The following is a 25,891-nucleotide window of genomic DNA, read 5'->3' as shown; positions in this document are numbered from 1 at the left end:
GCGTGCCCCATGCCCCGCTCTGCGGGGCTTTTTTATGTTCCGGGGTACTCGCCCGCTTATTCGCCCAATGAGCCCGGGCCAAAGTTTTTATCGCGTCAATTCAACGACTTGGCACTTTGATGCGGAATTAAAACATTCGTATTCAGTTTTATTTTTACTTATGTTTCAAGCACTTAGGTTTGACAGGCGGCGAATTGGGGCAGAAGATTTGACGTTACCAATCTCACCGCAACACGGCAGGAGCGATCATGAAAGGCGACAAGAAGGTCATCCAACACCTGAACAAGATCCTCGGCAACGAGCTGGTGGCCATCAACCAGTACTTCCTGCACGCGCGCATGTACGAGGACTGGGGGCTGAAGAAGCTCGGCGAGCACGAGTATCACGAGTCGATCGACGAGATGAAGCACGCCGACAAGCTGATCAAGCGCATCCTGTTCCTCGAAGGCCTGCCCAACGTGCAGGACCTGGGCAAGCTGCTGATCGGCGAGAACACCAAGGAAATGCTCGAGTGCGACCTCAAGCTCGAACACAAGGCCCACGCCGACCTCAAGGCCGGCATCGCCTACTGCGAGAGCATCGGCGACTACGCCAGCCGCGAACTGATGGAAGAAATCCTCTGCTCGGAAGAGGACCATATCGACTGGCTGGAAACCCAGCTGGGGCTGATCGAGGCGGTCGGCCTGCAGAACTACCTGCAGTCGCAAATGGACGAATAAACCCTGTTCGCCAGATGAAGAACGGGAGCCAGTGGCTCCCGTTTTTTATTGCTGCTGTTCACTGGTTCAAGAAGGTCGTGGGAGGGGCTTTCGGCTCGGGCATCCTGCCTCGCAATCCACGGGGATGTGGTGAATGCCGCAGCCCGTAAGGAACGGGCGCGGCGCTACCCCCTGCATCCATGCAGTCGTGGCCGCAACGAGGAGCGCCGCGAAAGCGCCGCCCCACCCTGGAACTTCAGCGCGCCTCCTCCTCCTTGACCCGGAACCAGGCGGCGTAGAGCGCCGGCAAAAACAGCAGGGTGAGCGCCGTGGCCACCACCAGGCCGCCCATGATGGCCACCGCCATCGGCCCGAAGAACACGCTGCGCGACAGCGGGATCATCGCCAGCACCGAGGCCAGCGCGGTCAGCACTATGGGCCTGAAACGCCGCACCGTGGCCTCGATGATGGCGTGCCAGCGGTCCAGGCCGGCGGCGATATCCTGCTCGATCTGGTCGACCAGGATCACCGAGTTGCGCATGATCATGCCGGCCAGGGCGATGGTGCCGAGCATGGCGACGAAGCCGAACGGCTGGCGGAAGATCAGCAGGAACAGGGTCACCCCGATCAGCCCCAGCGGCGCGGTGAGAAACACCATGGCCGAGCGCGAGAAGCTTTTCAGCTGCAGCATCAGCAGGGTCAGCACCACCACAATGAACAGCGGCACCCCGGCGTTCACCGATTTCTGCCCGCGCGCCGAATCCTCCACCGTGCCACCCACATCCAGCAGGTAGCCGTCCGGCAGCTCGGCGCGGATCGGCTCCAGAGTCGGCAGGATCTGCGCCACCAGGCTGGCCGGCTGCTCCTTGCCGTACACGTCGGCGCGTACGGTGACGTTGGGCAGGCGATTGCGGTGCCAGATGATGCCTTCCTCGAAGCCGTATTCCAGGGTCGCCACCTGCGACAGGGCCACGCTACGGCCGCTGTCGGTGGGCACCGCCAGACTCGGCAGCAGGCTCAGCGACTGGCGCTCCTGCACGGTGCCGCGCAGGAGAATCTCGATCAGCTCGTTGCCTTCGCGGTACTGGCTGACGCTGGTACCCGACAGTGCGCTCTGCAGAAAGCGCGACAGCTCGGCGGTGTTGACCCCCAGGGCGCGTGCGCGCTCCTGGTCGACGTTGAGGTAGATGACCTTGCTCGGCTCCTCCCAATCCAGGTGCACGTTGACCACATGGGGGTTCTCGCGCACCTTGGCCGCCACCTGGCGCGCCAGCGCACGCACCTCGTCGATATGCTCGCCGCTGACCCGGAACTGCACCGGGTAACCCACCGGCGGGCCGTTTTCCAGGCGACTGACGCGGCTGCGCAAGCCGGGGAATTCGTCGTTCATGGTCTGGATCAGCCAGCTGCGCAGGCGCTCGCGCTCCTCGATGCTGCCCGCCAGCACCACGAACTGGGCGAAGCTGGCCGCCGGCAGCTGCTGGTCCAGCGGCAGGTAGAAGCGCGGCGAGCCGGTGCCGACGTAGGCCACGTAGTTGTCGATCCCTGGCTGCGTCTTGAGCAGCGCCTCCAGGCGCTTTACCTGGGCCTCGGTGGCGGCGAGCGAGGCGCCCTCCTCCAGCTTGATGTCGACCATCAGCTCCAGGCGCCCGGAGGCCGGGAAGAACTGCTGGGGGACGAAGCGAAACAGCAGCACGGCGGCGACGAACAGGCCGAAGGTCAGCAGGATCACCGTCCTGCGCCTGCGCACGCACCACTCCACCGTGGCCCGCACGCGCCGGTAGAAAGGCGTCGCGTAGGGATCGTGGCCGGCGTCGCTGCCGCCGTGCTTGGCCGCGTGCAGCTTGGCCAGGTCGGGCAGCAGCTTGTCGCCCAGGTAGGGCACGAACATCACCGCGGCGATCCACGAGGCGACCAGGGCGATCACCACCACCTGGAAGATCGAGCGGGTGTACTCGCCGGTGCCGGACTGCGCGGTGGCGATCGGCAGGAAGCCGGCGGCGGTGATCAGGGTGCCGGTGAGCATGGGGAAGGCGGTGCTGGTCCAGGCGTAGCTGGCCGCCTTGAAGCGGTCGTAGCCCTGCTCCATCTTGATCGCCATCATCTCCACCGCGATGATCGCGTCGTCCACCAGCAGGCCGAGGCCGAGCACCAGGGCGCCGAGGGAAATCTTGTGCAGGCCGATCCCCAGGTAGTACATGCTGGCGAAGGTCATCGCCAGCACCAGCGGGATCACCAGCGCCACCACCAGGCCGGTGCGCAGGCCGAGGGAGAAGAAGCTGACCAGCAGCACGATCACCAGCGCCTCGACCAGCACGCGGACGAACTCGCCGACCCCGGTCTTCACCGCCGCCGGCTGATCCGACACCTTGCGCAGCTCCATGCCCAGCGGCAGGGTCTGCTGCAGGCGGGCGAACTCGCCCTCCAAGGCCTTGCCCAGCACCAGGATGTCGCCGCCGGCCTTCATCGATACCGCCAGGCCGATGGCGTCCTCGCCCATGAAGCGCATGCGCGGCGCGGGCGGATCGTTGAAGCCGCGCTTGACCTCGGCCACGTCGCCGATGCGGAAGGTGCGGTCGCCGACGCGGATGGGGAAGTCGCGGATTTCCTCCACCGACTCGAAACGCCCGGTCACGCGCAGCTGGATGCGGTCGCTGACGGTCTCGAAGAAGCCGGCGGCGGCCACCGCGTTCTGCGCCTCCAGCGCCTGCTGCACTGCGGCCAGGGGCAGGCCGAGGGTGGCCAGCTTGGTGTTGGACAGCTCGATCCAGATCTTCTCGTCCTGCAGGCCGACCAGCTCCACCTTGCCGACGTCCTTGACCCGCTGCAGCTGCAGCTGGACGCGGTCGGCGTAGTCCTTGAGCACCGCGTAGTCGAAGCCGTTGCCGGTCAGCGCGTAGATGTTGCCGAAGGTGGTGCCGAACTCGTCGTTGAAGAACGGCCCCTGGATGCCGGTTGGCAGGGTGTGGCGGATGTCGCCGACCTTCTTGCGCACCTGGTACCACAGCTCGGGGATTTCCGAGCTGCGCATGGAATCGCGCGCCATGAAGGTCACCTGCGACTCGCCGGGGCGCGAGAAGCTGGTGATGCGGTCGTACTCGCCGGTCTCCATCAGCTTCTTCTCGATGCGTTCGGTGACCTGGCGCGACACCTCTTCGGCGCTGGCGCCCGGCCAGTTGGTGCGGATCACCATGGCCTTGAAGGTGAAGGGCGGGTCCTCGCTCTGCCCCAGCTTGGTGTAGGACAGCGCGCCGACCACGGCCAGCAGCAGCATGATGTAGAGGACGATCTGGCGGTGGCGCAGCGCCCAGGCGGACAGGTTGAAGCTCATCCGGGCTTACTCCTTGGCGGCCAGTTCGACGTTGCGGTTGTCGCGGTCGACCGGGCGCACCTGCTGGCCCTCGCGCAGCACCTGCACGCCGGCGGCCACCACCCAGTCGCTCGCGGCCAGGCCTTCGAGCACCGGCACGCGGTCGTCGCCATAAGCTCCGACGCGCACCAGGCGGCGCTGCACCTTGTGTTCCTTGGGCTCGACCACCCAGACGAAGGGCTGACCCTGCTCGGCGCTGAGCGCCGACAGCGGCACCGCCAGCGGCACCTCGCCGTTGCTGGCGATGAACACCCGCGCGCTCTGCCCCAGTTCGGCCGGCACCTTGCCCTCGGTGAAGGCGACGCGCGCGGCGAAGGTGCGCGACTGCGGGTCGGCGGCCGGCGCCATCTCGCGGATGCGCCCGGGGAAACGCTGATCCGGCTGCGACCACAGCTCCACCTCGACCGCCTGGCCGATCCGGAAGCGCTCGAAACCCTGCTCCGGCAGACTGATCAGCACCTCGCGCTCGCCGTCGGCGGCCAGGGTGAACACGGTCTGCCCGGCGGCCACCACCTGCCCCACTTCCACCGCGCGGCGGGCGATCACGCCGTCCTGGGAGGCGCGCAGCACGGCGTAGCCGGCCTGGTTGCGGGCCACGTCGTACTCGGCCTTGATCTGCTTGAGGCGCGCTTCGCCGGCGCGGTAGAGGTTCTCGGTGTTGTCGTACTGCGAGCGGCTGACCAGGTTGCGCGCCAGCAGGGTCTTGTAGCGATCGCGCTCGGCGCGCACGGTCTGCAGGTTGGCCTCGGCGGCGGCCACCTGGGCGCGGATGGCCTCCAGCTGCAGGCGCACGTCCTGCGGGTCGAGCTCGGCCAGCGGCTGGTCCTTCTTCACCCGCGCGCCGACGTCCACCAGGCGCTTGGCCACCTTGCCACCGATGCGAAACGCCAGGTCCGGCTCGAAACGCGCGCGCACCTCGCCGGGGTAGCTGTCGACCAGGGCGCCGGCCGGTTGCGGCTGCACCACCATGGCCGGACGAATGGGTTGCTCGACCTGCTCGCCGTTGCCGCAGGCGGACAGCAGCAGGGCAAGGGTGAGGGACGCAACAAGAGGCATGGCATGGCGGAACATGGCGAATGACCTGTGACGACGAAGGTTTGGAATATTTGTACTGGCGGGTATAGTAAAAATAGCAAACTCACCAGTCCAGTATTAAAATCCGCCGATGCCTAACAAGTTGTTACCGCCCGCCGGTCCCGGTCGCCCCAAGGACCCCGCCAAACGCCAGGCCATTCTCGAAGCGGCCAAAACCCTGTTCCTGCGCCACGGCTACGATGGCAGCAGCATGGACGCCATCGCCGCGGAAGCCGGGGTGTCCAAGCTCACGGTGTACAGCCACTTCACCGACAAGGAGAGGCTGTTCTCCGCCGCGGTGAAGGCCAAGTGCGAGGAGCAGCTGCCCGAGCTGCTGTTCGAACTGCCGGCGGGCGTGCCGATCGAGACGGTGTTGCTGAGCATCGGCCGCGGCTTCCATGTCCTGGTCAGCAGCCGCGAATCAGTGGAGCTGCACCGCATGATGGTCAGCCTGGCCAGTCAGGATCCCAAGTTGGCGCTGATGTTCTACCAGGCCGGGCCGCAGCGCGTGCTGCAGGAGATGGCGGCGCTGCTGCGCAAGGCCAACGCCAACGGCCTGCTGCAGATCGCCGACCCGCTGGGCGCAGCCGACCAGTTCTTCAGCCTGGTCAAGGGCGGCGCGCATTTTCGCCTGCTGATCGGTTGCTGCGCCCCGCTCGAGGGCGAGGCCGCCGAGCGGCACGTGCGCGAGGCGGTGGGACTGTTCCTGCGCGCCTATCGACGCTGAAGCCCGGGCTCCTGGGGGGCGCCGCCAGCAACCGGCTGCGCCCTAAGCCCCTTCCAGCTTCTTCTTCGGGTAGATGTCGTAGCGGCTGGACTTGCCCTCCAGCACGTAGCCGGGCTTCGCCCCGTCGATGGCCGGCGCCTTGCGCGGGCGCTTGACCACCACCCGATGGCTGGCCAGCGCCAGGGCCGCCTCCAGCAGCGCCGGGGCATCCAGGTCGTCGCCCACCAGCGGGCGGAACAGACGCATTTCCTTCTTCACCAGCGCGCTCTTGTCGCGATGGGGAAACATCGGATCGAGGTAGATCACCTGCGGCGGCTCGCCCTGCCACTGGCGCATCAGCTCGATGGCATTGCCCGTCAGCAGGCGCATGCGCGCGGCAATCGGCGCCACCTCCAGGCTCAGCTCGGCACGCGCCAGGCCGTCCTCGAGCAGGGCGGCGATCAACGGCTGACGCTCGATCAGGGTCATGCTGCAGCCCAGACTGGCCAGGACGAAGGCATCGCGCCCCAGCCCGGCGGTGGCGTCCAGCACGCGCGGACGGATGCCCGGCTGCACGCCGACCGCCTTGGCGATCATCTGCCCGCTGCCGCCGCCGAACTGACGGCGATGGGCCATGGCGCCCTCGACGAAGTCGACCCGCACCGGCCCCGGCGCCTTGTCGCCCAGCTCCGCCAGCTGCAGGCCGTCCGCGCCCAGTTGCAGGGCGAACTCGGCGTCGCCGCCCAGCGCCAGGCCGAGACGCGCCGCCCAGCGGGCCGCCGCCTCGGCGTAGAAAGGTTGCAGGGCATCCATGCGGATGCTGGCGCTATGCCGCTCGTCGCTCATCGGGAAATCTGCTCAAAAAACGTTCAACTGATCGACCGCGCGGCCGACAACCTCAACCAGCGGCATTCTGCCAGACCCAGCCCCCTGCGCCGCAAAGAGTTTGCCCATGTTCGACGCCCTCTCCGCCCCCCGCCCCGCCGCCAGCCCGACACGCACACCCGCCCGCGAGGACGAACTCGACGCCGGCATGCGCGAATCGCTCGACTACCAGATCCTCCGTCGCACCCTCGGCATCGCCGAGCAGGACGCGCCGGGCGAGGCCGCCCGCGAAATCCGCGCGGCCGCCGCACCGCCGGCGGTCAGCGCGGCGGCGGCCACGGTCAGTCAGGCGCTGGTCGAGCAACGCAGCCTGGAACTGAACGTCACGGCCGGCGGCCAGGCGCAGCAGACCGACCCGCTGGTGCTCGATCTGGCCGGCGACGGGTTCGCCACCAGCGGCCTGCAACGACCGCAGCGTTTCGACCTGGACGGCGACGGCCGCCAGGACTGGATCAGCGTACCCACCGGCGACGACGCCCTGCTGGCTCTGGATCGCAATGGCAACGGCCGTATCGACGACGGCCGCGAGCTGTTCGGCGACCAGCACGGCGCCGCCAACGGTTTCGCCGAACTGGCCAGGTTCGACGACAACGGCGACGGCCGCATCGACACCGCCGATGCGGTGTTCGCCGACCTGCGCCTGCTGCGCTTCGACGCCGCCGGCCGCCAGCACAGCCAGAGCCTGGCCGAGGCCGGGGTCGGCGCCATCGAGCTGAAGGCGCGCGACGTCAGCATCGCCCTCGGCGCCTACGACCAGATCGCCCAGCTTGGCCGCTTCGAATTCGCCGACGGCCGCAGCGGCCAGGCCGCCGATCTGCTGCTGGCCCAACGCTGAATCCGGGCTACGCGCTAGAGCAACCCCAGCTGCTCCAGCTCCGGTTCGACCTGCAAGGTCGGCAGCTCCGCCAGACCGGGCAGGCGCAGGCGCAATTGCTGGTGGAAACGCCGTGCCAGCTGCGGCGCCAGGCGATTGTCGGCGGTGTGGACGAAGACATGGGGGCGTCGCCCCTCCTCGATCCAGGCGGCGACCTTGTCCAGCCAGGGCGTCATGAAGGGGTCGTTGGCGAGCAGCTCGGGATGGCCGATAAAACGCAGCTGCGGGCTCTGGCTGAAGGCCGTGGGGCGGGTCGGCAGGCGCGGCTTCTTGGCCTGGGCATGCAACACCGCCGGCGCCTGCGACGCGCAGCTGAACAGGGCGCGCGAGTCCAGGCAGATACGCTCGATACCGCGCTCCAGCAACAGGCGATTCAAGGCGCGCTCGGCCTCGCCCTTGGCGAAGAACTGTGCATGACGCACCTCGATGGCCAGCGGCCAAGCGCCCCACCACTCGACGAAGGCCGCCAGCTCGTCCAGCCGTGACGGACCGAAGCTGGCCGGCAGCTGCAGCCAGTAGGGTGCGACGCGTTCGCCGAGCGGCGCCAGCAACCGACGAAAACGCTCGACCGCCTCCAGCTGTTGGCACAGGTCGTCGCCGTGGCTGATATCGCGCGGCAGCTTGGCGCAGAAACGAAAGTGCGCCGGCATCTGCTCGGCCCAGCGCGCCACGGTCTGCTCGCTGGGGCGGGCGTAGAAGGTGGTATTGCCCTCCACGGCGTTGAATACCTGGGCATAACGACTGAGGAAGTCGGCCGCTCGGGTGTCGCCAGGGTAGAGCGTGGAACGCCAGGCCGCCTCGCTCCAGGAGGGGCAGCCGAGGTAGTACGGCAACATCAGAACCTGTTTACGATCTGCTGCGCGTCGGCCCTGCTGCGTTGAAACCAGGCTCGGAATGCTCATTTACAACAGTAAACTCCGCTTCCTCGCCTGATTTCGCCTTGCATGGCTCTAGCTCGCGAGATCCTAAACACGTTCTCAGGCGTAGAGGTCGAGACCGAGCACTTGCTGCGCGTCAGCCTCGCTGGCGTAGCTGGCGGTGGCGCCGTAGCTGGCCAGCGCCTGGGCGGCGCGGTTGCTCAGCGCGGGTTGCGGGTAGCCGATATCCTGGGCGCGCGCCGGCAGGCTGTCGCCATTGCCGCTGCTGGCCTGCACCCGGCGGATCTGCGGGGTCTGTTCCAGGCCCTGGCTGCTGGCCGGGGCGGCCGGCTGCTCACGTTGTACCTCGACCTCGCGCTGCGCCTCGCGATAGGGCGTGACCGCAGTCCCCGAACGGGGGCCGCGATCCGGCGAATAGGAAGGTAGGTAGGCGTCGATGCGCATCTACAACTGCTCGGTGGGCTCGGCTGGAAAGTAGACAGTGCTGGCAATGTAGCGGCGCCCGGCGGGCTTGGCAAATACCTTCGGGCCGCCTGCCTTTGCCGGGCGACCGGGGGTCATGCCGGCGGCGCCTTGGGCGTGGCCACCTGATCGCGCAGGTAGACCGGCTGGGCCTGGTCGGCCGCCACGGCCTCGCCGCGCGCCCAGGCGAATTGCGCCAGGCTCAGCAGATCCTCGGCGTGGGGCAGCAGGCTGCCGTCCATGGCCGCCGGTTTGAGCGCGATGCGCGCGGCATAGCTACCCCAGCCGGTGCCGGCGCCGAACCAGTCGCCGCTGGCGCCGCGCGGCGCCTCGGCCTGCTCCGGCGGCAGTACCGCCTCCTGGCCGAGCAGGCGCATCTCGCCGGCCTCGGCGCGGTAGCAGCCCCAGTACACCTCGTCCATGCGCGCATCGATGGCTGCCGCCACCTGGCGCGCGCCCTGCTCGCGCAGCGCGCGCTGGGCCAGCACCGCCAGGTTCGACACCGGCAGCACCGGACGCTCCAGGGCGAAGGCCAGGCCCTGGACCACGCCGATGGCGATGCGCACCCCGGTGAAGGCGCCCGGGCCGCGGCCGAAGGCGATGGCATCCAGCTGCGCGGCGGCGATGCCGGCCTCGCCCAGCAGTTGTTGGATCATCGGCAGCAGGCGTTGGGCGTGCAGGCGCGGCGCCACCTCGTAGTGGCTGAGCACGCGGCCATCGTGCAGCAGGGCAACGGAACAGGCTTCGGTGGCGGTATCCAGGGCCAGGATCGTGGTCATCGGGTTCGCATGGCTGAAGAAAAAGAGCCGGCATTAGACCGGCTCGAGGCTTTTTTTTCCAGCACCAGGATGGTCACAGGCCGCTAGCGTGCGACCGGCGGACGCCCTTACCAGGGCTCGACCACCGGCTCGGCTTCCCAGGCCTGCAGCGGCGCCTTGGACCAGGTGCCGTAGGTCGCGTTGGGGAACACGACCCACTCGCTGCCCCATTTGCCCGCCTCGCTGGCCACGGTAGTGCGCTGCTGGTCCAGCGGCGTCTTGCGAAAACGCGCGTCGAAATCGTGCAGGGTATCGCCGAGCAGCAGCACGATCTGGTGCTCGGCGCTGACGATGGCGCGCCGCTCGACCTTGGGTGGGCCGAGCAACAGCACGCTCTCCTCCGAGACCTGGGGCAGGCCGAGTTTGCTCAGGGTGGCCAGGGTGTGCTGCTTCTGCTCGTCGGCGCGGTCGGAGATATAGCGGATGGTCACGCCGAGATGGTCGGCGTGCTGCAGGAACTGCTTGGCACCGGGTATCAACGCGGGCGTGCCGTCGCGCTCCCAGGGCAGCCAGGTGTCCCAGGCGTCGTATTGGTGACAATTGGCCAGGTCGCGCGCCAGCAGCGCGCTGTTGTCGATCACGGTTTCGTCCAGGTCGGTGACGATGGCCAGCTTGGACGGGTCTTTCGCCGCCGCCACGGCCGCGTCCAGCTTCTGCGTGGCGATATTGTAGGCCTGCAGCTGCAGCGCCTGGATTTCCGCCGACTGCTGCTGGAAACGCAGGCCCATGGCGAACTCGGCAACCGCGCACTCCTGCTTGGCTTGTGCCTTGCTGTCGGCGAACGCCGCGCAACTGCCCAGCAGCGTTATGGCCAGGCCCAGCCAGATGACACCCTTTCCTGTTTTCTCGGTCATTGCACGCCCTCTCTTCCTTAGTGGTTCACGGATCGACATGCCCATGGCAAGCGCCGGGCAGCCGGAGACTAGCGTCGCCGATGGTAGAAAGGCTGACGAGCACAGCCATGCCCGAGAGCGACCCGGACTTATCCATGCACCACAAACGACAAAAGCCCCTTGCGGGGCCTTTGTCCATGGGCAACTGGCGGGAAAACTCAGGCCAGCGCGGCCAGGGTCTTGGCGGTGATTTCCTCGACGCTGCCGACGCCCGGGATGTGGCTGTACTTCGGCGTGCCGGTGGCGGCGGACAGCTGCTGGTAGAAGTCCACCAGCGGCTTGGTCTGCGAGTGGTACACGGACAGGCGATGACGCACGGTCTCTTCCTTGTCGTCTTCGCGCTGCACCAGGTCTTCGCCGCTGACGTCGTCCTTGCCGGCAACCTTCGGCGGGTTGTATTCGGTGTGGTAGACGCGGCCCGAGGCCGGGTGCACGCGGCGGCCGGACAGACGCTTGACGATTTCCTCATCGTCGACGGCGATCTCGACCACGTTGTCGATGGTCACACCGGCTTCCTTCATGGCCTCGGCCTGCGGGATGGTGCGCGGGAAGCCGTCGAACAGGAAGCCCTTGGCACAATCGGGCTGGGCGATGCGCTCCTTGACCAGGTTGATGATCAGGTCGTCGGAGACCAGGCCGCCCGCGTCCATCACGCTCTTGGCCTTCAGGCCGAGCTCGGTGCCCGCCTTGACCGCCGCGCGCAGCATGTCGCCGGTGGAGATTTGCGGAATACCGAATTTCTCGGTGATGTAGCGAGCCTGGGTACCTTTGCCGGCACCGGGCGCCCCCAGCAGAATCACGCGCATCGATGTGCTCCTCAAGATTTATGTAGAAATCGGTCGGACCGCCTCAAAGGGCCAGTCTCTTGGATGTTGTGCGGCAGCTGTGGCGGCCAAAAGGTTGATCAAGATACACAGCGCCCCCCAGGCACACAAGCCGCCGAAAGTCGGATAAAAACCCTCCTGCCGACGGCTCGGACGCCGCTGCGGACGCGCCTTGCCCGGGTGTCCGCGGAGCCGCGCGGCGGCTCAACCGGTATTGCGCAAACCGGCGGCGATACCCGCCACGCTGACCAGCAGCGCCTGCTCCAGAGGGCTCTCCGGCGCCTGTTCACGCAGCCGGCAGCGCGCCAGCAGCTCGGCCTGCAACAGGTGCAGGGGATCGAGGTAGGTGTTGCGCACGCTGATCGATTCCAGGGTCTCGGCGCTGTGCGCGAGCAGCCGCGACTGCCCGGTCAGCTCCAGCACCGCGGCGCAGGCCTGCGACAATAGGTCGCGTAACTGCGCCCCCAGCGGACGCAGCGCCGGCTCGACCAGACGCTCGTCGTACAGCGCGGCGATGCTGGCGTCGGCCTTGGCCAGCACCATCTCGAGCATGTCGATGCGGGTGCGGAAGAACGGCCAGTGCTCGCGCATGCCTTTCAGCAGCTCGCCGTCGCCGCCGGCCAGGGCCTGACCCAAGGCCTGCTCCCAGCCGAGCCAGGCCGGCAGCATCAGCCGCGTCTGGGTCCAGGCGAAGATCCACGGAATCGCCCGCAGGCTCTCCACCCCGCCCTCGCGGCGCTTGGCCGGACGGCTGCCCAGCGGCAGGCGCCCCAGCTCCTGCTCCGGGGTGGCCTGGCGGAAATACTCGACGAACTGCGGGTGCTCGCGCACCACGCCGCGGTAGGCACTCACGCCGGCGGCGGCCAGGCGATCCATCATCGCCCGCCAGCTCGGTTCGGGGGCAGGTGGCGGCAGCAGGGTGGCCTCCAGCACGGCGGCCAGGTAGAGGTTGAGGTTCTGTTCGGCGATATCCGGCAGGCCGAACTTGAAACGAATCATTTCGCCCTGCTCGGTGGTGCGGAAGCGTCCGGCCACCGAGCCCGGCGGCTGCGACAGGATCGCCGCGTGAGCCGGACCGCCGCCGCGGCCGACGGTGCCGCCGCGGCCGTGGAACAGCAGCAATTCGACCTGGTGCTCGCGGCACAGGCGCACCAGCGCTTCCTGGGCGCGGTACTGGGCCCAGGCGGCGGCGGTGGTGCCGGCGTCCTTGGCCGAGTCGGAGTAGCCGATCATCACCTCCTGCGGCCCGTGCAGACGCGCGCGGTAGCCCGGCAGGCCGAGCAGGCGGTCGATCACCGGGCCGGCGTTATCCAGGTCGGCCAGGGTTTCGAACAGTGGCACCACGCGTATCGGCCGGCGCAACCCGGCCTCCTTGAGCAGCAGTTGCACCGCCAGCACGTCGGAGGCGGCGCCGGCCATGGAGATCACGTAGGAGCCCAGCGAGGCAGCCGGCGCGGCGGCCACCTCGCGGCAGGTGGCGAGCACCTCGGCGGTGTCGGCCGAGGGCCGGTAGTCGCTCGGCAGCAGCGGCCGGCGGTTGTCCAGCTCGCGCTGCAAAAAGCTCAGGCGCGCCGCCTCGTCCCACTCGGCGTAGCGGCCCAGGCCCAGGTAGTCGGTGATTTCCGTGAGCGCCGCGGCATGCCGACTGGAGTCCTGGCGCACGTCCAGGCGCACCAGGAACAGGCCGAAGGTGGCCGCCCGGCGCAGGCAGTCGAGCAGCGGGCCGTCGGCGATCACGCCCATGCCGCAGGCGTGCAGCGACTGGTAGCAGAGCTGCAGCGGCGCCAGCAGGTCGTGGTTGTCCTGCAGCACCGCGGCGCTCGGCGCCACTTGCGCGGCGAGCGCCTGCTGCGCCCAGCTGCGAGTCTCGCGCAGGCGTTCACGCAGTTGCTTGAGCAGCGCCCGGTAGGGCTCGGCACTGTCGCCGACCTGGGCACGCAGCTCGGCGCTGGCCTGCTGCATGGACAGCTCGGCGGCCAGCTGGTCGACGTCGCGCAGGTACAGGTCGGCGGCCATCCAGCGCGCCAGCAGCAGCACCTCGCGGGTGACCCGGGCGGTGACGTTGGGGTTGCCGTCGCGGTCGCCGCCCATCCAGGAGGCGAAGCGGATCGGCGCCGCCTCCAGCGGCAGGCGCAGGCCGGTGGCGGCCTGCAGGCTGCGATCGGCGCGGCGCAAAAACTGCGGCACGGCCTGCCACAGCGAGTGCTCGATCACCGCGAAGCCCCACTTGGCCTCGTCCACCGGGGTCGGCCGGCTGCGGCGGATCTCCTCGGTATGCCAGGCCTCGGCGATCAGCCGCTGCAGGCGCTGGACGCTGCGCTCGCGCTCGTCCGCCAGCAGGTCGCTGTGATCCAGCGCCGCCAGCTGTGCGGCGATGGCGTCGTACTTCTGGATCAGGGTACGCCGCGCCACCTCGGTGGGGTGGGCGGTGAGCACCAGTTCGATATCCAGGCGGCCAAGCTGACGCGCCAGCTCATCGGGCTTCTGCCCGGCGGCGAGCAGGCGCGCCAGCAGCTCGTCGAGCACGCGCAGCTCGAACGGCTCGGGCTCGTCGCCGCGGCGGCGGCGCACGCGGTGCTGCTGCTCGGCGATATTGGCCAGGTTGAGGAACTGGTTGAAGGCCCGCGCCACCGGCAGCAGCTCGTCGTCGGCGAGGTCGCCGAGGGTGCTGGCCAGCTGCTCGGCGCCGGCCGCCGAGCCGCGCCGGCCGGCCTTGGCGCCTTTGCGGATGCGCTCGATCTTGTCGAGAAACTCGGCGCCCAGCTGGGTGCTGATGGTTTGTCCGAGCAGTTCGCCGAGCAGGTGCACCTCTTCACGCAGGCGCGCATCGATTTCCGCCATATCGCCCTCTCCTTCCAAGCCGCGGCTTGCGCCACACAGGCCTCAAGAGTGCCCAGCGCGCCAACTTCTTACAAGGGCGCGACGCACGGCGCGGCGGCCGCGCGTAGTGGGTCTAGGCTTGAGATAGGCGCTTGCGGCGTCCGCCAGCCGGTCACCGCCGGCGCCGTCCATCAGGAGCCCTATCATGAAAATTCGAGAGTTGGTCAACCATTGGGAACAGAACGCCCGGGGCCGCCTGACCCCGAGTCAATACCACATCCACCTGGATATCGAAGCCGCCGCGCGCCTGGCGGCCCTGACCGAGATGTATCCCAAGCATCACGCCGAGGAACTGCTCGGCGAGCTGATCGGCGCGGCGCTGGAAGAGCTGGAGGCCAGCCTGCCCTACGTGCAGGGCAGTCAGGTGGTGGCGCAGGACGAACAGGGCGACCCGCTGTACGAAGACATCGGCCCCACCCCGCGCTTTCTCGCCCTGTCGCGCAAGTACCTGCGCGAGCTGAGCGCCCAGGCCAAGGGCGCGGCGCACTGAACGCCCGCTTGTCCGCCGGCGACGCGCCTTACTGCAGCGCCGGGGTGTCCTGGCCCATGCAGCGCACGGCCTGCTTCTTGTTGTCCACCAGCACGCCGGTGAGGCCCTTCTGCTGGGTGTCGAACAGCACCAGCACGCCGTCGATGCACTGCGCCACCTGGCTGGCCGGCTTCAGCGAGACCTTGTAGTCCTCGCCGGGCACGGTCTTGAGCATGGTGAAATCCGACAGCAGCAGGGCGTCCTCGGGCTTGGCCATGTGCAGGTAGCCGTAGTACCAGAGCACGCCGATGGTGCCGACTATGCTGGCGATGCCGGTGAGGATCAGGGGAATGGGGTCACGTTCGGTCATTGCGGACTCTCGATTGCGGATTCGGTGGCCGGCGGCCGGCGTTCGACGAAAGCCTGCGGGGCACTGACGAACTCCAGCAGCAGCTGGCGCCAGGCCGGCTCGGCGAAGGTTTGCACGTGTTGCCCGCGGGTCGCCTGGAAGGCGCGCGGCGGGCGCGCAGCTTGATACAACAGGCGACCATTGGCAAATGGCACCACCTCGTCGTCAGCGCTGTGCAGGATCAGCAGCGGCAGGCCTTCGAGGGCGGCGATGCCGTGGATGGCGCTGTCGCCGTCGGGGATCAGCCAGGACAGCGGCACCTGCAGCGGCCAGGTCAGCCAGGAGCGACTCAAGGCATGGCGGGCGACGCCGCGGTAGCTGGCCGGCACCCCGTCGAGTGCCAGGGCGTGCAGCGCCGCGCGGCGCTGCGGGCGTTCGCTCAGGTAGTGCACGGCCAGCGCACCGCCCAGGCTCTGGCCGAGCAGGATCAGCGGCTTGCCCTGCACCTCGGGCGCCTGCTCCAGCCAGGCGAAGGCGGCGTCGATGTCCTGGTACACCGCCGGCAGGCTGGGCTTGCCCTCGGACAGGCCGTACCCGCGGTAATCGAGCATCAGCACCTGGTAGCCCTGGGCCGGCAGCCAGTAAGCACCGCCCAGGTGCCAGGCCAGGTTGCCGCCGTTGCCGTGCAGGTGCAGCACCGTACCCTTGACTGCCAGCCCGGGCTTGGCCGGCAACCACCAGGCATGCAGGCGCGTGCCGTCGGCGGCGCTCAGGTGGATATCGCGGTACTCCAGCTCGGCCCGCGCCGGAGTGAACGGCAGCCCCGGTTCGGGATAGAACAGCAGGCCGCTGCAGCCGCTCAGCAGGCCGCCGAGCAGCCCGACCAGCAGCAGGCGCAGTTTACTTGCCACCGCCGCGCACCTCTTCGCGGGCCTGGAAGGTGGCGGCGTAGACGCGCTCGGCCAGGCGCGAGAACGGCAGGCTCTGGATCCACACCGTGCCGCTGCCCTTGAGCGTGGCCAGGAGGATGCCCTCGCCGCCGAACAGCATGCTCTTCAGCCCGCCGGCCAGGGCGATGTCGTAGTCGATGCCGTCGCTGAAGGCCACCAGGCAGCCGGTGTCCAGGCGCAGGGTCTCGTCGTTCAGCTGCTTGCGGATCACCGTGCCGCCGGCGTGCACGAAGGCCAGGCCGTCGCCTTCGAGCTGCTGCAGGATGAAGCCCTCGCCGCCGAAGAAACCGGCGCCGATGCGCTTGTTGAAGCGGATGCCGATGCGCGTGCCGTGGGCGGCGCAGAGAAAGGCGTCCTTCTGGCAGATCAGCCGGCCGCCGACCTGGGCCAGGTCGATCGGCACCACGGTGCCCGGATAGGGCGCGGCGAAGGCGACCCGCGCCTGGGTTTTGCCGGCATTGCTGAAGTGGGTCATGAACAGCGACTCGCCGGTGAGCAGGCGCTTGCCGGCGCCCCACAGCTTGCCCAGCAGGCCGCTGGCCGAGCCATCACCCATGCGCGTCTCGAAGCGCACGCCCTCGGTCATGTAGTTCATCGCCCCGGCTTCGGCGATCACCGTCTCGCCGGGGTCGAGGACGATCTCCACCGACTGCGCCGAGCTGCCGAGGATTTCGTAGTCGAGTTGATGGCTGGGCATGAAGCAGCTCCTTGCAGGTAAGCCCGGCGGCAATCCGGGCGTCGGGCTGAGCGACGTTGGGCTTCGCCGCTGCGCGCCTCAACCCAACCTGCGACCTGCCACAGCCCCGCAGGTCGGGTTGAGCGCAGCGAAACCCAACGCAAGTCAGAGAATGTTCGCGTAGTCGGCTTCGATGCGATCCAGGCTCAGGTGGTTGAGGAAGTTTGAGAAGCACATCCAGGCCGACAGCGCATTCATGTCCTGGAACTGCGGCGGCAGGTACTTGGGCGGCCGCACCAGGCCCTCGTCCACCAGTTTGCGCAGGGTGCGCATGTCTTCCAGGGTGGTCTTGCCGCAGAACAGCAGCGGAATCTGCTCCAGCTTGCCCTTGCGCACCGCCAGCTGGATGTAGTTGTAGATCAGGATGAAACCCTTGAGGTAGGACAGGTCCTTGGTGAACGGCAGGCCGGTCGGCAAGGAGCCGCGGAACACCCGGCTGGCGTTGCTGTAGCCGCCTTCCAGGCCGTAGCCCTGCTCGCGGAAGAACTCGAACACCTCGAGGAAATCGGCGCCCTCCTCGGCCATGTGGATGGCGCGGGTGCGGTTGGTCAGCTTGCGCAGGCGCGTGGGGTAGGAGGCGAAGGCGATCACCTCCATCAGGATCGCCAGGCCCTCCTGGGTCACCGTCGACGAGGGCGGGCCCTTGGCCAGGAAGGTGCAGATCGGCTGGGCCAGACCGTTGAGCGTGGTGCCGACGTGCACCAGGCCTTCGTGCACCTCCAGCGCCTTGACGTCGCGCTCGTTGAAGCGCGCGTCGCTGCGGATCTTGATGTAGTCGGCGCCGGCCGCGGCATCGGCGAGGATGCCGTCGGACTCGAAGACGCGGATGGTGTCGTCGCCGAACACCCCGGCCAGGCGCTGCTGCAGGATGCTCACCGCATCGGTGGCGCCGAGCAGCTTGGGCTCGTCCTCGAGGTCGCCGCGGGCGGCGATGTTGTTGAGATAGTCCGAGAGCATCAGGCCAAGGTCGGCCAGGGTCGGGTCGCCGGCATGGAAGGCATCGGAGGCGGCGCCGTAGAGCTCCTGGCTGATCAGGCCGAAGTCCTCGGTACCACGCGCCTCGAGCATGCGGATGACCATGCGGTATTCCTTGCACATGCGCCGCATGATCTGCCCGACCGGGTTGAACTGGCCGAGCTGGCGGGTGATGTCGCGCTCGATGTTCTGAAATTCCAGCTTCTTCGCCGCGGCGTCGAAGGCCAGCGGGCGGCCCAGGTAATAGTCGCGATCCACCGCCGGCAGGGCCTTGCCCTTGGCCTTGAGGAAGGCGTCGCGGACGCCGTCGTCCCACTTCACCGCATCGAGCACGCGGATCGGCGTCTGCGCCTCGACGATGCGGTCGCTCAGGGCACGGATGCCCAGTTGGTAGTCGTCCAGTTTCTGCTGGCTGTTCATCGCAATTCCTAGTCGCCGGCCCGCTGGTAGCGCGCCACCTCGACGAACAGATCGGCGTTGGCCGGGTCGTCGAGGTAGGCGAACACCTGGTCCAGCGAGCTGGTGATCAGCGCACCGTCGCCTTCGGGCATGCTTACCGTCTCGCCCTCCAGCAGGCCCTTGCTCATGTCCTGGAGGATGCGCTCGGTATCCAGGTTGTATACCACCAGCTCGTTGCTGCGGGTCAGCTCGAAACCGGCGATGGCGAAGTTGGCGCCCAGGCTCTTCGGCAAGCCGGCGGACAGGTACCAGCGGCGGCCGTGGTGGGCGACGGTGAAACCGAATTCCTCGAGGCTGTCGAGGTTGTCCGGGCTGCCCTCGTAGATGCGGGCCTTGTACAGGTTGGAGCCGGCCCGACTGACCTCCAGATAGAGCTGCTCGCCCCACTCATCCTGACGGGTCCACTCGCCCAGCAGCGGCATGGGCGCCGCCTCGTTGGCCGGAATCGGGTCCTTGAAGGTGACCAGGCAACCAGTCAACAGCAGGAAGGACAAGGCGACCACTGCGCGCCAGGCTTTCATTTCGCTCTCCTTGTGAAGACCGTTCGACCCCGTGGCCGACGGTTTACAACCCCAGAACCAGGTTCATATAGCGTTTAAGGATGGCCAGCATTCCCTCGCTGTCCAGATGCTCGACGCCGTCCAGCAGGCCCTGATACTCCATCCGCACGATGGTGGCCGTCAACAGCACGGCATCCTGCTCCGGCTGGCGCGAACCGAGCACCTCGAAGAAGTGGGTGACGCCCTGCTGGAGGATCTGCCGGTGGGCGCGCACCAGGTCGCGCAGACGCGGGTTGAGCAGCGCCTCCTGCTGGAACGCCTGCTCGGCGATCAGGTGGTCGCGGCGTTCGCGCAACTGGCGCTGCACGTACTGCACCGCCAGCGCGGCGATCTCGTCGGCCAGCTGCCGGCGCGCCGCCTCGCTGCCGTCCAGACGCCCGACCAGATTCGCCAGCAGGCCCTGGGTACTGTCCCAGAAGGCCGCCATCTGCGCCGCGCTGCGCTCGACGAACTGGGCGAAGGTGTCGGTGATGAGGTCGTCGATGTCCTTGAAGTAGTAGGTGGTGGCCGACAGCGGCACCTGCGCCTCGGCCGCCACCGCGCGATGGCGCACGGCGCGCACGCCGTCGCGCACGATGATGCGCATGGCGGCGTCGAGAATCGCCTGGCGGCGCTGCTCGCTGCCCTGACGACTGGCCTTGCGGCCCTGGTACTGGACGCTTTCGGCGACGGCATTGGCCGCCTGGGTGGCACTCGGGGGGGCAGGCGCACGGCTCACGGCAGGTCGATCCTCTACGTTCCGGTTATGACATAGCAGAGTAATGGGTTCGGTAGACAAGCAAAAGATTGCGCAGTTGCCGGCGCCAGGCAGGCGGCCCGCGCGCAACAAAAAGCCGCCCGAAGGCGGCTTGTGGCGAGAACCTCAGGCCTGCGGGCGCATGTGCGGGAAGAGGATCACGTCGCGGATCGACGGCGAGTTGGTCAGCAGCATCACCAGGCGGTCGATGCCGATGCCTTCGCCGGCGGTCGGCGGCATGCCGTACTCCAGGGCGCGGACGAAGTCGGCATCGTAGTGCATGGCCTCGTCGTCGCCGGCGTCCTTGTCGGCCACCTGCTGCATAAAGCGCGCGGCCTGGTCTTCGGCGTCGTTGAGCTCGGAGTAGGCGTTGGCGATCTCGCGGCCGCCGATAAACAGCTCGAAGCGGTCGGTGACGCTCGGATCGTCGTCGCTGCGACGGGCCAGCGGCGAAACCTCGAACGGATAGCGGGTGATGAAATGCGGCTGCTCCAGCTTGTGCTCGACCAGCTCCTCGAAAATCATCACCTGCAGCTTGCCCAGGCCTTCAAAGCCGAGCACCTTGGCGCCGGCCTGCTTGGCGATGGCGCGAGCCTTGTCGATGTCGTTGAGATCTGCCGCCGTAATTTCCGGGTTGTACTTGAGGATCGAGTCGAACACCGACAGGCGCACGAAGGGCTCGCCGAAGTGGAACACCTTGTCGCCGTAGGGCACGTCGGTGCTGCCGAGCACGGCCAGGGCCAGCTCGCGGAACAGCTCCTCGGTCAGGTCCATGTTGTCTTCGTAGTCGGCGTAGGCCTGGTAGAACTCGAGCATGGTGAACTCGGGGTTGTGCCGGGTGGAGACGCCTTCGTTACGGAAGTTGCGGTTGATCTCGAAGACTTTCTCAAAGCCGCCGACCACCAGCCGCTTGAGGTACAGCTCCGGGGCGATGCGCAGGAACATCTGCATGTCCAGGGCATTGTGGTGGGTCTCGAAGGGCTTGGCCGCGGCGCCGCCGGGGATGGTCTGCAGCATCGGGGTTTCCACTTCGAGGAAACCGCGCTCGCTGAGGAAGCGGCGGATATGACCGATCACCTGCGAGCGCACGCGGAAGGTGTCGCGCACCTCCTCGTTGACGATCAGATCGACGTAGCGCTGGCGGTAGCGCTGCTCGGTGTCGGTCAGGCCGTGGTGCTTGTCCGGCAGCGGGCGCAGCGACTTGGTCAGCAGGCGCACGTTCTGCATGTCGACGTACAGGTCGCCCTTGCCGGAACGGGCCAGGGTGCCCTCGGCGGCGATGATGTCGCCCAGGTCGAAGTGCTTGACCGCGTCCAGCTGCTCGGCCGGCAGGGTCTTGCGGTTGACGTAGACCTGCAGGCGCCCGGAGGTGTCCTGGATGACCATGAAGGCGCCGCGGTTGAGCATGATGCGCCCGGCGACCTTGACCGGAATGGCGGCCGCTTCCAGCTCTTCCTTGGTCTTCTCCGCGTACTCTTTCTGCAGCTCGGCGCACAGGCTGTCGCGGCGGAAATCGTTGGGGAAGGCATTGCCCTGCTCACGGACGGCAGCCAGCTTTTCCTTGCGCTGGGCAATCAGCTTGTTTTCTTCGTGCTGCCGTTCTTCGTGGGAGAGGCTTTGCGGGTCGAGTTGTTGGTCGCTCATGGTCGTTATCTGCCTGACGCGTAAATGCAAATGGGGTTTGGGAGGGTTACAGGCCCTGCTTGAGGCTGGCCTCGAGGTACTGGTCGAGGTCGCCATCGAGGACCTTCTGGCAGTCGCTGCGCTCGACGCCGGTACGCAGATCCTTGATGCGCGAGTCATCGAGCACGTAGGAGCGGATCTGGTGGCCCCAGCCGATGTCGGACTTGGAGTCTTCCAGGGCCTGGGACGCGGCGTTGCGCTTCATCATCTCCAGCTCGTACAACTTGGCCCGCAGCATCTTCATGGCGGTGTCCTTGTTGGCGTGCTGGGAACGCTCGTTCTGGCAGGCCACCACGGTGTTGGTCGGCACGTGGGTGATACGCACCGCCGAGTCGGTGGTGTTGACGTGCTGACCGCCGGCGCCGGAGGAGCGGTAGGTGTCGATGCGCAGGTCGGCCGGGTTGATCTCGATCTCGACCTTGTCGTCGATCTCGGGCGAGACGAACACCGCCGAGAACGAGGTGTGGCGACGGGCGCCGGAGTCGAACGGGCTCTTGCGCACCAGGCGGTGCACGCCGATCTCGGTACGCAGCCAGCCGAAGGCGTACTCGCCCTTGATGTGCACGGTGGCGCCCTTGATGCCGGCGACTTCGCCCTCGGACAACTCGATGATGGTGGCATCGAAGCCGCGCTTGTCGGCCCAGCGCAGGTACATGCGCAGCAGGATATTGGCCCAGTCCTGCGCTTCGGTGCCGCCGGAACCGGCCTGGATATCCAGGTAGCAGTTGTTGGGGTCCATCTCGCCGCTGAACATGCGGCGGAATTCCAGCTTCTCGAGGATGTCGCGCAGGCGTTCGACTTCGGCGACGATGTCGTTCACCGCGCCTTCGTCGTTCTCTTCGGCGGCCATTTCCAGCAGATCCTTGGAATCGGCCAGGCTGCCGGTGAGGTCGTCGATGGTCTCGACGATCTGCGCCAGCATGGCGCGCTCACGGCCCAGGTTCTGCGCGTACTCGGGGTTGTTCCAGACGCTGGCGTCTTCCAGCTCGCGGTTTACTTCGACCAGACGATCATGCTTGTGATCGTAGTCAAAGATACCCCCGAATGCTCTGGGTCCGCTCGGACAGGTCCTTGATGGCGTTGAGGATCGGATTGATTTCCATGGTAGTCGGCGCTCGCGGCAAATCGGACGGAAAAGCCGGCGATTATACCCGAGCGCATGCGCCCTGGCAGCCCATCATCGGCAACCGATCACAGCGTTCTGGATCAACGGCGCACTATACTTGGGCAACAGCCGACAGCAGTGGCCGCCCCCTGGAAATCCCCCGTCATGCCCGCATCGCACAGCCTGCGCAGCCGTATCGCCCTCCTTATCGCCCTCCTGGTCGGCGCCCTCAGCTGGCTGCTGGGCACCCTGATCGGCCAGTACAGCAGCGAACAACTGCGCAACGAGGTCGGCCGCGACCTGGCGGAGCTGTCCTACGTCATGGTCGACCGCCTGGATCGCGATATGGCCGCCCGCGCCGCCGTGCTGCGGGTGCTGGGCAACCTGCAGGCGCTGCGCCAGCCGGACGATATCGGCGAGGTACGGCGCCTGCTCGACAGCCTGCAGCAGGAAATACCCAGCATCGCCTGGATCGGCTTCACCGACCCACAGGGCAACGTGCAGGCCTCCAGCAATGGCGTGCTGGAGGGCGCCAGCATCGCCCAGCGCCCGGTGTATCTGGAGGGTCGCCAGGGCCTGTTCATCGGTGACGTGCACGAGGCGCTGCTGCTGGCCAAGTTGCTGCCCAACCCCAGCGGCGAGGCGATGAAGTTCGTCGACATCAGCCTGCCGGTGCTGGCCGGCGACGGCGGCCTGAGCGGCGTGCTGGCCTGCCACCTGTCCTGGGGCTGGGCCGACGAGGTGCGCCAGTCGATCCTCGGGCCCATGCAGGATCGCCGCAACGTCGAGTTCTTCGTCATCGGCCGGGACCGCGACATCCTCCTCGGCCCGCGGGCGATGATCGGCCAGCGCCTGCACCTGCCGACGCTGGACGAGCTGGCCCCGGGCAACAGCCAGTGGACGGTGCAGCAGTGGCCGGACGGCGTCGACTACCTCACCGGCCTGACCCTGAGCCAGGGCTATCACGACTACCCCGGCCTGGGCTGGACCGTGGTGGCGCGCCAGCCGCTGGAGCAGGCCTACGCCCCGGCGCGCCGCCTGTTGTTCAGTATCCTGCTGTGGGGCAGCGGCCTGGCCCTGCTGTTCGCCGTGCTCGGCTGGCTGCTCAGCGGCTATTTCATCCGTCCGCTGCGGCAGATCGCCGACGCCGCCGACCGCCTCAGCGCCGGCGAGATCACCGAGATCCCCGACCTGCGCGGCAGCCGCGAGATCGAGCAGCTGAGCCAGTCGATCCGCCACCTGGTGGAAAGCCTGACCCAGCAGCAGACCGCCCTCGGCGCCATGGAGACCCTGGCCCACCACGACGTCCTCACCGGCCTGCCCAATCGCATGGCGCTGGAGAAATTCCTGCCCCAGGCGCAGCAGCGCGCGCGCCTGCAACAGGGCTGCCTGGCCCTGCTGTATCTCGACCTGGACGGTTTCAAGCCGATCAACGACAGCTTCGGCCACGCCGCCGGCGACCACCTGCTGCGCGAAATCGCCCAGCGCCTGCGCCATTGCCTGCGCGACGGCGACATGGTGGCGCGCCTGGGCGGCGACGAGTTCCTCATGGTGCTGCAGGTGCCCGGCCAGGAGGCGCTGCAGCAGGCCAGCCTGGTCGCCGAGCGGGCCATCGCCGCGCTCGGCCAGCCGGTGCTGCTGGAAGTCGGGCGCGTCGCCATCGGCTGCAGCATCGGCGGCGCCATCTGGCCGCTGGATCACGCCGAGCTGGACCAGGCCCTGCAACTGGCCGACCAGGCGCTGTACCGGGCCAAGCAGGGCGGGCGCAATCGCGCCGAATTCCAGCGTCAGGCGGCTGCGCTCAGCCCGTAACCGCGACCACCCGAGGCGACGCGGCCAGCGCCGGCCGCCGCGCGTCCTCGGCGATCAGCGTTGCGGCCTTCTCGGCGATCATCAGCACCGGCGAGCAGGTGTTGCCGGAGACGATGCTCGGCATGATCGAGGCATCGGCGACGCGCAGCCCGGCGATGCCGTGCACGCGCAGGCGGGCGTCGACCACCGCGTCGCGGCCCTGGCCCATGGCGCAGGTGCCCACCGGGTGGAAGATGGTGGTGCCGATCTCCCCCGCCGCCCGCCGCAGATCGTCCTCGCTGCGATAATCCGGCCCCGGTTTGTATTCCTGCGGGCCATAGGGCGCCAGCGCCGGCGCGGCGACGATGCGCCGGGTGAGGCGGATGGCGTCAGCCGCCACCTGCAGGTCGCGTTCGTCGCTCAGGTAGTTGGGCCGGATCGACGGCGCGACGCCGGCCTCCGCCGCGGCGATCTCGATGCGCCCGCGGCTGTGCGGACGCAGGTTGCACACCGAAGCGGTGAAGGCCGGGAAATCGTGCAACGGCTCGCCGAAACGCTCCAGCGACAGCGGCTGCACGTGGTACTGCAGGTTGGCGCGGGCCTGGCCGGGGTCGGATTTGGCGAAGGCGCCGAGCTGGCTGGGCGCCATTGCCAGCGGCCCGCTGCGCTTGAGCAGGTACTCCAGGCCCATGCCCAGCTTGCCCCAGGGGCTGGCGGCGATGCGGTTGAGGGTCTTTACGCCGTTGACCCGGTAGATCAGGCGCAGCTGCAGGTGATCCTGCAGGTTCGCGCCGACCCCGGGCAGCTCATGGCGCAGGCCGATGCCCAAGCGTTCGAGCAGGGGCCTGGGGCCGATGCCCGAGCGCTGCAGCAGCGCCGGGGTGCCGATCGCGCCGGCGCACAGGACGATCTCGCGACGCGCCGCCACGCCGAGCGTGCGCCCCTGCCAGCGCAGCTGCAGGGTGCGGGCCCGTCCCTCGGCCAGTTCCAGGCGCTCGACCTCGGCACCGGTCAGCACCTGCAGATTGGCGCGCTGGCGGATACCGCGCAGGAAGGCCTTGGACGCATTCCAGCGCACGCCGCGCCGCTGGTTGACCTGGAAGTAGCTACAGCCCTCGTTGTCGCCGCCGTTGAAGTCCTCGACGCTGGCGATACCGCTCTGCGCCGCGGCTTCCCGGAAGGCCTCGAGGATCTCCCAAGACAGCCGCTGGCGCTCGACCCGCCACTCGCCGGCACCGCCGTGCAGCGCGCTGGCGCCGGCGAAGTGGTTTTCCGTGCGTTTGAACAGCGGCAGCACGTCGCGCCAGGCCCAGCCAGAATTGCCCGCCGCGGCCCAGGCGTCGTAGTCGGCGGCCTGGCCACGCATGTAGATCATGCCGTTGATCGACGAGCTGCCGCCGAGCACCCGCCCGCGCGGGTACTTCAGCGCGCGGCCGTGCAGGCCTGGCTCGGCCTCGGTGCTGTAGCACCAGTCGGTGCGCGGGTTGCCGATGCAGTAGAGGTAGCCGACCGGAATATGGATCCAGGGGTGGTTGTCGCGCCCACCGGCCTCGATCAGCAGCACGCTGACGCCGGGGTCGGCGGACAGGCGGTTGGCCAGCAGGCAGCCGGCAGGACCGGCGCCGACGATCAGGTAGTCATAGGCATCCAGGGGCGCTGGCGACATGGGCATCCTCGCGTGTCGTTCTGGTCATTGGCCACCAGCCTAGAACAGGC

Annotated in this window: 23 protein-coding genes; 5 read left to right on the top strand and 18 right to left on the bottom strand. The window is 68.0% G+C overall.

Annotated elements, in window-relative coordinates:
• The first annotated feature begins 248 nt into the window (after window positions 1-248).
• Window positions 249-719 (top strand): bacterioferritin, encoded by a 471-nt coding sequence (gene bfr, locus AC1G9C_RS05975; RefSeq protein ID WP_021445200.1) that lies wholly within the window; start codon window positions 249-251, stop codon window positions 717-719.
• Window positions 720-954: 235 nt separating this feature from the next.
• Here the strand turns inward: bfr and AC1G9C_RS05970 are convergent, their stop codons facing one another.
• Together AC1G9C_RS05970 and AC1G9C_RS05965 are read right to left on the bottom strand one after the other, a co-directional pair.
• Window positions 955-4,029 carry an efflux RND transporter permease subunit gene (locus AC1G9C_RS05970; protein WP_480409689.1) on the bottom strand — a complete coding sequence of 1,025 codons (3,075 nt, stop codon included), beginning with the start codon at window positions 4,027-4,029 and terminating at the stop codon, window positions 955-957.
• A 6-nt stretch (window positions 4,030-4,035) separates the two neighbouring features.
• Complete coding sequence (locus tag AC1G9C_RS05965) at window positions 4,036-5,139, bottom strand: efflux RND transporter periplasmic adaptor subunit (protein ID WP_021445202.1); 1,104 nt, start codon at window positions 5,137-5,139, stop codon at window positions 4,036-4,038.
• Window positions 5,140-5,233: 94 nt separating this feature from the next.
• Here AC1G9C_RS05965 and AC1G9C_RS05960 point away from each other — a divergent pair, with 94 nt between their 5' ends.
• Complete coding sequence (locus AC1G9C_RS05960; protein WP_122108779.1) at window positions 5,234-5,869, top strand: TetR/AcrR family transcriptional regulator; 636 nt, start codon at window positions 5,234-5,236, stop codon at window positions 5,867-5,869.
• 42 nt (window positions 5,870-5,911) lie between these two features.
• Here AC1G9C_RS05960 and AC1G9C_RS05955 read toward each other — a convergent pair whose 3' ends face one another.
• Window positions 5,912-6,661, bottom strand: coding sequence for a class I SAM-dependent methyltransferase (locus tag AC1G9C_RS05955; protein WP_371921468.1), 750 nt, complete (start codon window positions 6,659-6,661; stop codon window positions 5,912-5,914).
• 139 nt (window positions 6,662-6,800) lie between these two features.
• On the opposite strand from AC1G9C_RS05955, the gene AC1G9C_RS05950 reads away from it, so the two are divergent.
• Entirely contained in the window at window positions 6,801-7,568 is a 768-nt protein-coding gene (locus AC1G9C_RS05950; protein WP_480409688.1) for a hypothetical protein, read from the top strand.
• A 14-nt stretch (window positions 7,569-7,582) separates the two neighbouring features.
• On the opposite strand, the gene AC1G9C_RS05945 is transcribed toward AC1G9C_RS05950, so the two are convergent.
• The 6 genes from AC1G9C_RS05945 to ppc all read right to left on the bottom strand — a co-directional run bounded on the left by AC1G9C_RS05945 (window position 7,583) and on the right by ppc (window position 14,323).
• On the bottom strand, window positions 7,583-8,443 hold the full coding sequence (locus AC1G9C_RS05945; RefSeq protein ID WP_480409687.1) for a DUF72 domain-containing protein: 861 nt from the start codon (window positions 8,441-8,443) through the stop codon (window positions 7,583-7,585).
• A gap of 141 nt (window positions 8,444-8,584) precedes the next feature.
• Entirely contained in the window at window positions 8,585-8,929 is a 345-nt protein-coding gene (locus AC1G9C_RS05940; RefSeq protein WP_021445036.1) for a hypothetical protein, read from the bottom strand.
• Window positions 8,930-9,042: 113 nt separating this feature from the next.
• Window positions 9,043-9,726, bottom strand: coding sequence for a tRNA (adenosine(37)-N6)-threonylcarbamoyltransferase complex dimerization subunit type 1 TsaB (tsaB, locus tag AC1G9C_RS05935; protein WP_457787764.1), 684 nt, complete (start codon window positions 9,724-9,726; stop codon window positions 9,043-9,045).
• Between the two features lie 107 nt (window positions 9,727-9,833).
• On the bottom strand, window positions 9,834-10,619 hold the full coding sequence (locus tag AC1G9C_RS05930) for a 5'-nucleotidase, lipoprotein e(P4) family (protein ID WP_021444677.1): 786 nt from the start codon (window positions 10,617-10,619) through the stop codon (window positions 9,834-9,836).
• Between the two features lie 197 nt (window positions 10,620-10,816).
• Window positions 10,817-11,464, bottom strand: coding sequence for an adenylate kinase (gene adk, locus AC1G9C_RS05925; protein WP_021444676.1), 648 nt, complete (start codon window positions 11,462-11,464; stop codon window positions 10,817-10,819).
• Window positions 11,465-11,686: 222 nt separating this feature from the next.
• Window positions 11,687-14,323: a phosphoenolpyruvate carboxylase gene (gene ppc / locus AC1G9C_RS05920; protein ID WP_457787766.1), complete on the bottom strand. Its 2,637-nt coding sequence runs from the start codon at window positions 14,321-14,323 to the stop codon at window positions 11,687-11,689.
• A gap of 184 nt (window positions 14,324-14,507) precedes the next feature.
• On the opposite strand from ppc, the gene AC1G9C_RS05915 reads away from it, so the two are divergent.
• Complete coding sequence (locus tag AC1G9C_RS05915; RefSeq protein WP_021446420.1) at window positions 14,508-14,852, top strand: hypothetical protein; 345 nt, start codon at window positions 14,508-14,510, stop codon at window positions 14,850-14,852.
• A 28-nt stretch (window positions 14,853-14,880) separates the two neighbouring features.
• On the opposite strand, the gene AC1G9C_RS05910 is transcribed toward AC1G9C_RS05915, so the two are convergent.
• From AC1G9C_RS05910 to prfB, 8 genes are all read right to left on the bottom strand, one after another.
• Window positions 14,881-15,201, bottom strand: coding sequence for a PA3694 family proteiin (locus AC1G9C_RS05910; RefSeq protein WP_021446419.1), 321 nt, complete (start codon window positions 15,199-15,201; stop codon window positions 14,881-14,883).
• Window positions 15,198-16,091: an alpha/beta hydrolase gene (locus tag AC1G9C_RS05905; protein WP_480409686.1), complete on the bottom strand. Its 894-nt coding sequence runs from the start codon at window positions 16,089-16,091 to the stop codon at window positions 15,198-15,200. The genes AC1G9C_RS05910 and AC1G9C_RS05905 overlap by 4 nt, the downstream gene beginning before the upstream one ends.
• Window positions 16,081-16,827, bottom strand: a complete 747-nt coding sequence (locus tag AC1G9C_RS05900; protein WP_021446417.1) for a TIGR00266 family protein — start codon at window positions 16,825-16,827, stop codon at window positions 16,081-16,083. Before AC1G9C_RS05900 ends, AC1G9C_RS05905 begins: the two co-directional genes overlap by 11 nt.
• Before the next feature lie 144 nt (window positions 16,828-16,971).
• Window positions 16,972-18,261 carry a flavohemoglobin expression-modulating QEGLA motif protein gene (locus AC1G9C_RS05895; RefSeq protein WP_021446416.1) on the bottom strand — a complete coding sequence of 430 codons (1,290 nt, stop codon included), beginning with the start codon at window positions 18,259-18,261 and terminating at the stop codon, window positions 16,972-16,974.
• Between the two features lie 8 nt (window positions 18,262-18,269).
• Window positions 18,270-18,821, bottom strand: a complete 552-nt coding sequence (locus AC1G9C_RS05890; protein WP_021446415.1) for a hypothetical protein — start codon at window positions 18,819-18,821, stop codon at window positions 18,270-18,272.
• Window positions 18,822-18,864: 43 nt separating this feature from the next.
• On the bottom strand, window positions 18,865-19,578 hold the full coding sequence (locus tag AC1G9C_RS05885) for a TetR/AcrR family transcriptional regulator (protein WP_021446414.1): 714 nt from the start codon (window positions 19,576-19,578) through the stop codon (window positions 18,865-18,867).
• A 144-nt stretch (window positions 19,579-19,722) separates the two neighbouring features.
• The gene (gene lysS / locus AC1G9C_RS05880; protein ID WP_021446413.1) at window positions 19,723-21,240 is read right to left on the bottom strand and encodes a lysine--tRNA ligase; all 1,518 of its coding nucleotides are present in this window, start codon (window positions 21,238-21,240) and stop codon (window positions 19,723-19,725) included.
• Between the two features lie 46 nt (window positions 21,241-21,286).
• Window positions 21,287-22,382 (bottom strand): peptide chain release factor 2 gene (prfB, locus tag AC1G9C_RS05875; RefSeq protein ID WP_156350974.1). Its coding sequence is split into 2 segments (ribosomal slippage): window positions 21,287-22,309 and window positions 22,311-22,382, totalling 1,095 coding nucleotides; the frame shifts between segments, so codons are not numbered across the junction.
• A gap of 167 nt (window positions 22,383-22,549) precedes the next feature.
• On the opposite strand from prfB, the gene AC1G9C_RS05870 reads away from it, so the two are divergent.
• Entirely contained in the window at window positions 22,550-24,196 is a 1,647-nt protein-coding gene (locus AC1G9C_RS05870; RefSeq protein ID WP_480409685.1) for a sensor domain-containing diguanylate cyclase, read from the top strand.
• Here the strand turns inward: AC1G9C_RS05870 and AC1G9C_RS05865 are convergent.
• The gene (locus tag AC1G9C_RS05865; protein ID WP_480409684.1) at window positions 24,186-25,841 is read right to left on the bottom strand and encodes a GMC family oxidoreductase; all 1,656 of its coding nucleotides are present in this window, start codon (window positions 25,839-25,841) and stop codon (window positions 24,186-24,188) included. The genes AC1G9C_RS05870 and AC1G9C_RS05865 overlap by 11 nt on opposite strands.
• Window positions 25,842-25,891 lie beyond the last annotated feature (50 nt).

The sequence above is a fragment of the Pseudomonas sp. ABa2 genome, from assembly GCF_056676075.1.
This window is presented reverse-complemented; position numbering and strand designations above follow the sequence as displayed.

What these genes read in the sequence shown, in the direction of transcription:
- bfr (WP_021445200.1), top strand. Translation starts at nt 249, where the DNA reads ATGAAAGGCGACAAGAAGGTCATCCAACACCTGAACAAGATCCTCGGC.
- AC1G9C_RS05970 (WP_480409689.1), bottom strand. Translation starts at nt 4,029, where the DNA reads ATGAGCTTCAACCTGTCCGCCTGGGCGCTGCGCCACCGCCAGATCGTC.
- AC1G9C_RS05965 (WP_021445202.1), bottom strand. Translation starts at nt 5,139, where the DNA reads ATGTTCCGCCATGCCATGCCTCTTGTTGCGTCCCTCACCCTTGCCCTG.
- AC1G9C_RS05960 (WP_122108779.1), top strand. Translation starts at nt 5,234, where the DNA reads ATGCCTAACAAGTTGTTACCGCCCGCCGGTCCCGGTCGCCCCAAGGAC.
- AC1G9C_RS05955 (WP_371921468.1), bottom strand. Translation starts at nt 6,661, where the DNA reads ATGGATGCCCTGCAACCTTTCTACGCCGAGGCGGCGGCCCGCTGGGCG.
- AC1G9C_RS05950 (WP_480409688.1), top strand. Translation starts at nt 6,801, where the DNA reads ATGTTCGACGCCCTCTCCGCCCCCCGCCCCGCCGCCAGCCCGACACGC.
- AC1G9C_RS05945 (WP_480409687.1), bottom strand. Translation starts at nt 8,443, where the DNA reads ATGTTGCCGTACTACCTCGGCTGCCCCTCCTGGAGCGAGGCGGCCTGG.
- AC1G9C_RS05940 (WP_021445036.1), bottom strand. Translation starts at nt 8,929, where the DNA reads ATGCGCATCGACGCCTACCTACCTTCCTATTCGCCGGATCGCGGCCCC.
- tsaB (WP_457787764.1), bottom strand. Translation starts at nt 9,726, where the DNA reads ATGACCACGATCCTGGCCCTGGATACCGCCACCGAAGCCTGTTCCGTT.
- AC1G9C_RS05930 (WP_021444677.1), bottom strand. Translation starts at nt 10,619, where the DNA reads ATGACCGAGAAAACAGGAAAGGGTGTCATCTGGCTGGGCCTGGCCATA.
- adk (WP_021444676.1), bottom strand. Translation starts at nt 11,464, where the DNA reads ATGCGCGTGATTCTGCTGGGGGCGCCCGGTGCCGGCAAAGGTACCCAG.
- ppc (WP_457787766.1), bottom strand. Translation starts at nt 14,323, where the DNA reads ATGGCGGAAATCGATGCGCGCCTGCGTGAAGAGGTGCACCTGCTCGGC.
- AC1G9C_RS05915 (WP_021446420.1), top strand. Translation starts at nt 14,508, where the DNA reads ATGAAAATTCGAGAGTTGGTCAACCATTGGGAACAGAACGCCCGGGGC.
- AC1G9C_RS05910 (WP_021446419.1), bottom strand. Translation starts at nt 15,201, where the DNA reads ATGACCGAACGTGACCCCATTCCCCTGATCCTCACCGGCATCGCCAGC.
- AC1G9C_RS05900 (WP_021446417.1), bottom strand. Translation starts at nt 16,827, where the DNA reads ATGCCCAGCCATCAACTCGACTACGAAATCCTCGGCAGCTCGGCGCAG.
- AC1G9C_RS05895 (WP_021446416.1), bottom strand. Translation starts at nt 18,261, where the DNA reads ATGAACAGCCAGCAGAAACTGGACGACTACCAACTGGGCATCCGTGCC.
- AC1G9C_RS05890 (WP_021446415.1), bottom strand. Translation starts at nt 18,821, where the DNA reads ATGAAAGCCTGGCGCGCAGTGGTCGCCTTGTCCTTCCTGCTGTTGACT.
- lysS (WP_021446413.1), bottom strand. Translation starts at nt 21,240, where the DNA reads ATGAGCGACCAACAACTCGACCCGCAAAGCCTCTCCCACGAAGAACGG.
- AC1G9C_RS05870 (WP_480409685.1), top strand. Translation starts at nt 22,550, where the DNA reads ATGCCCGCATCGCACAGCCTGCGCAGCCGTATCGCCCTCCTTATCGCC.
- AC1G9C_RS05865 (WP_480409684.1), bottom strand. Translation starts at nt 25,841, where the DNA reads ATGTCGCCAGCGCCCCTGGATGCCTATGACTACCTGATCGTCGGCGCC.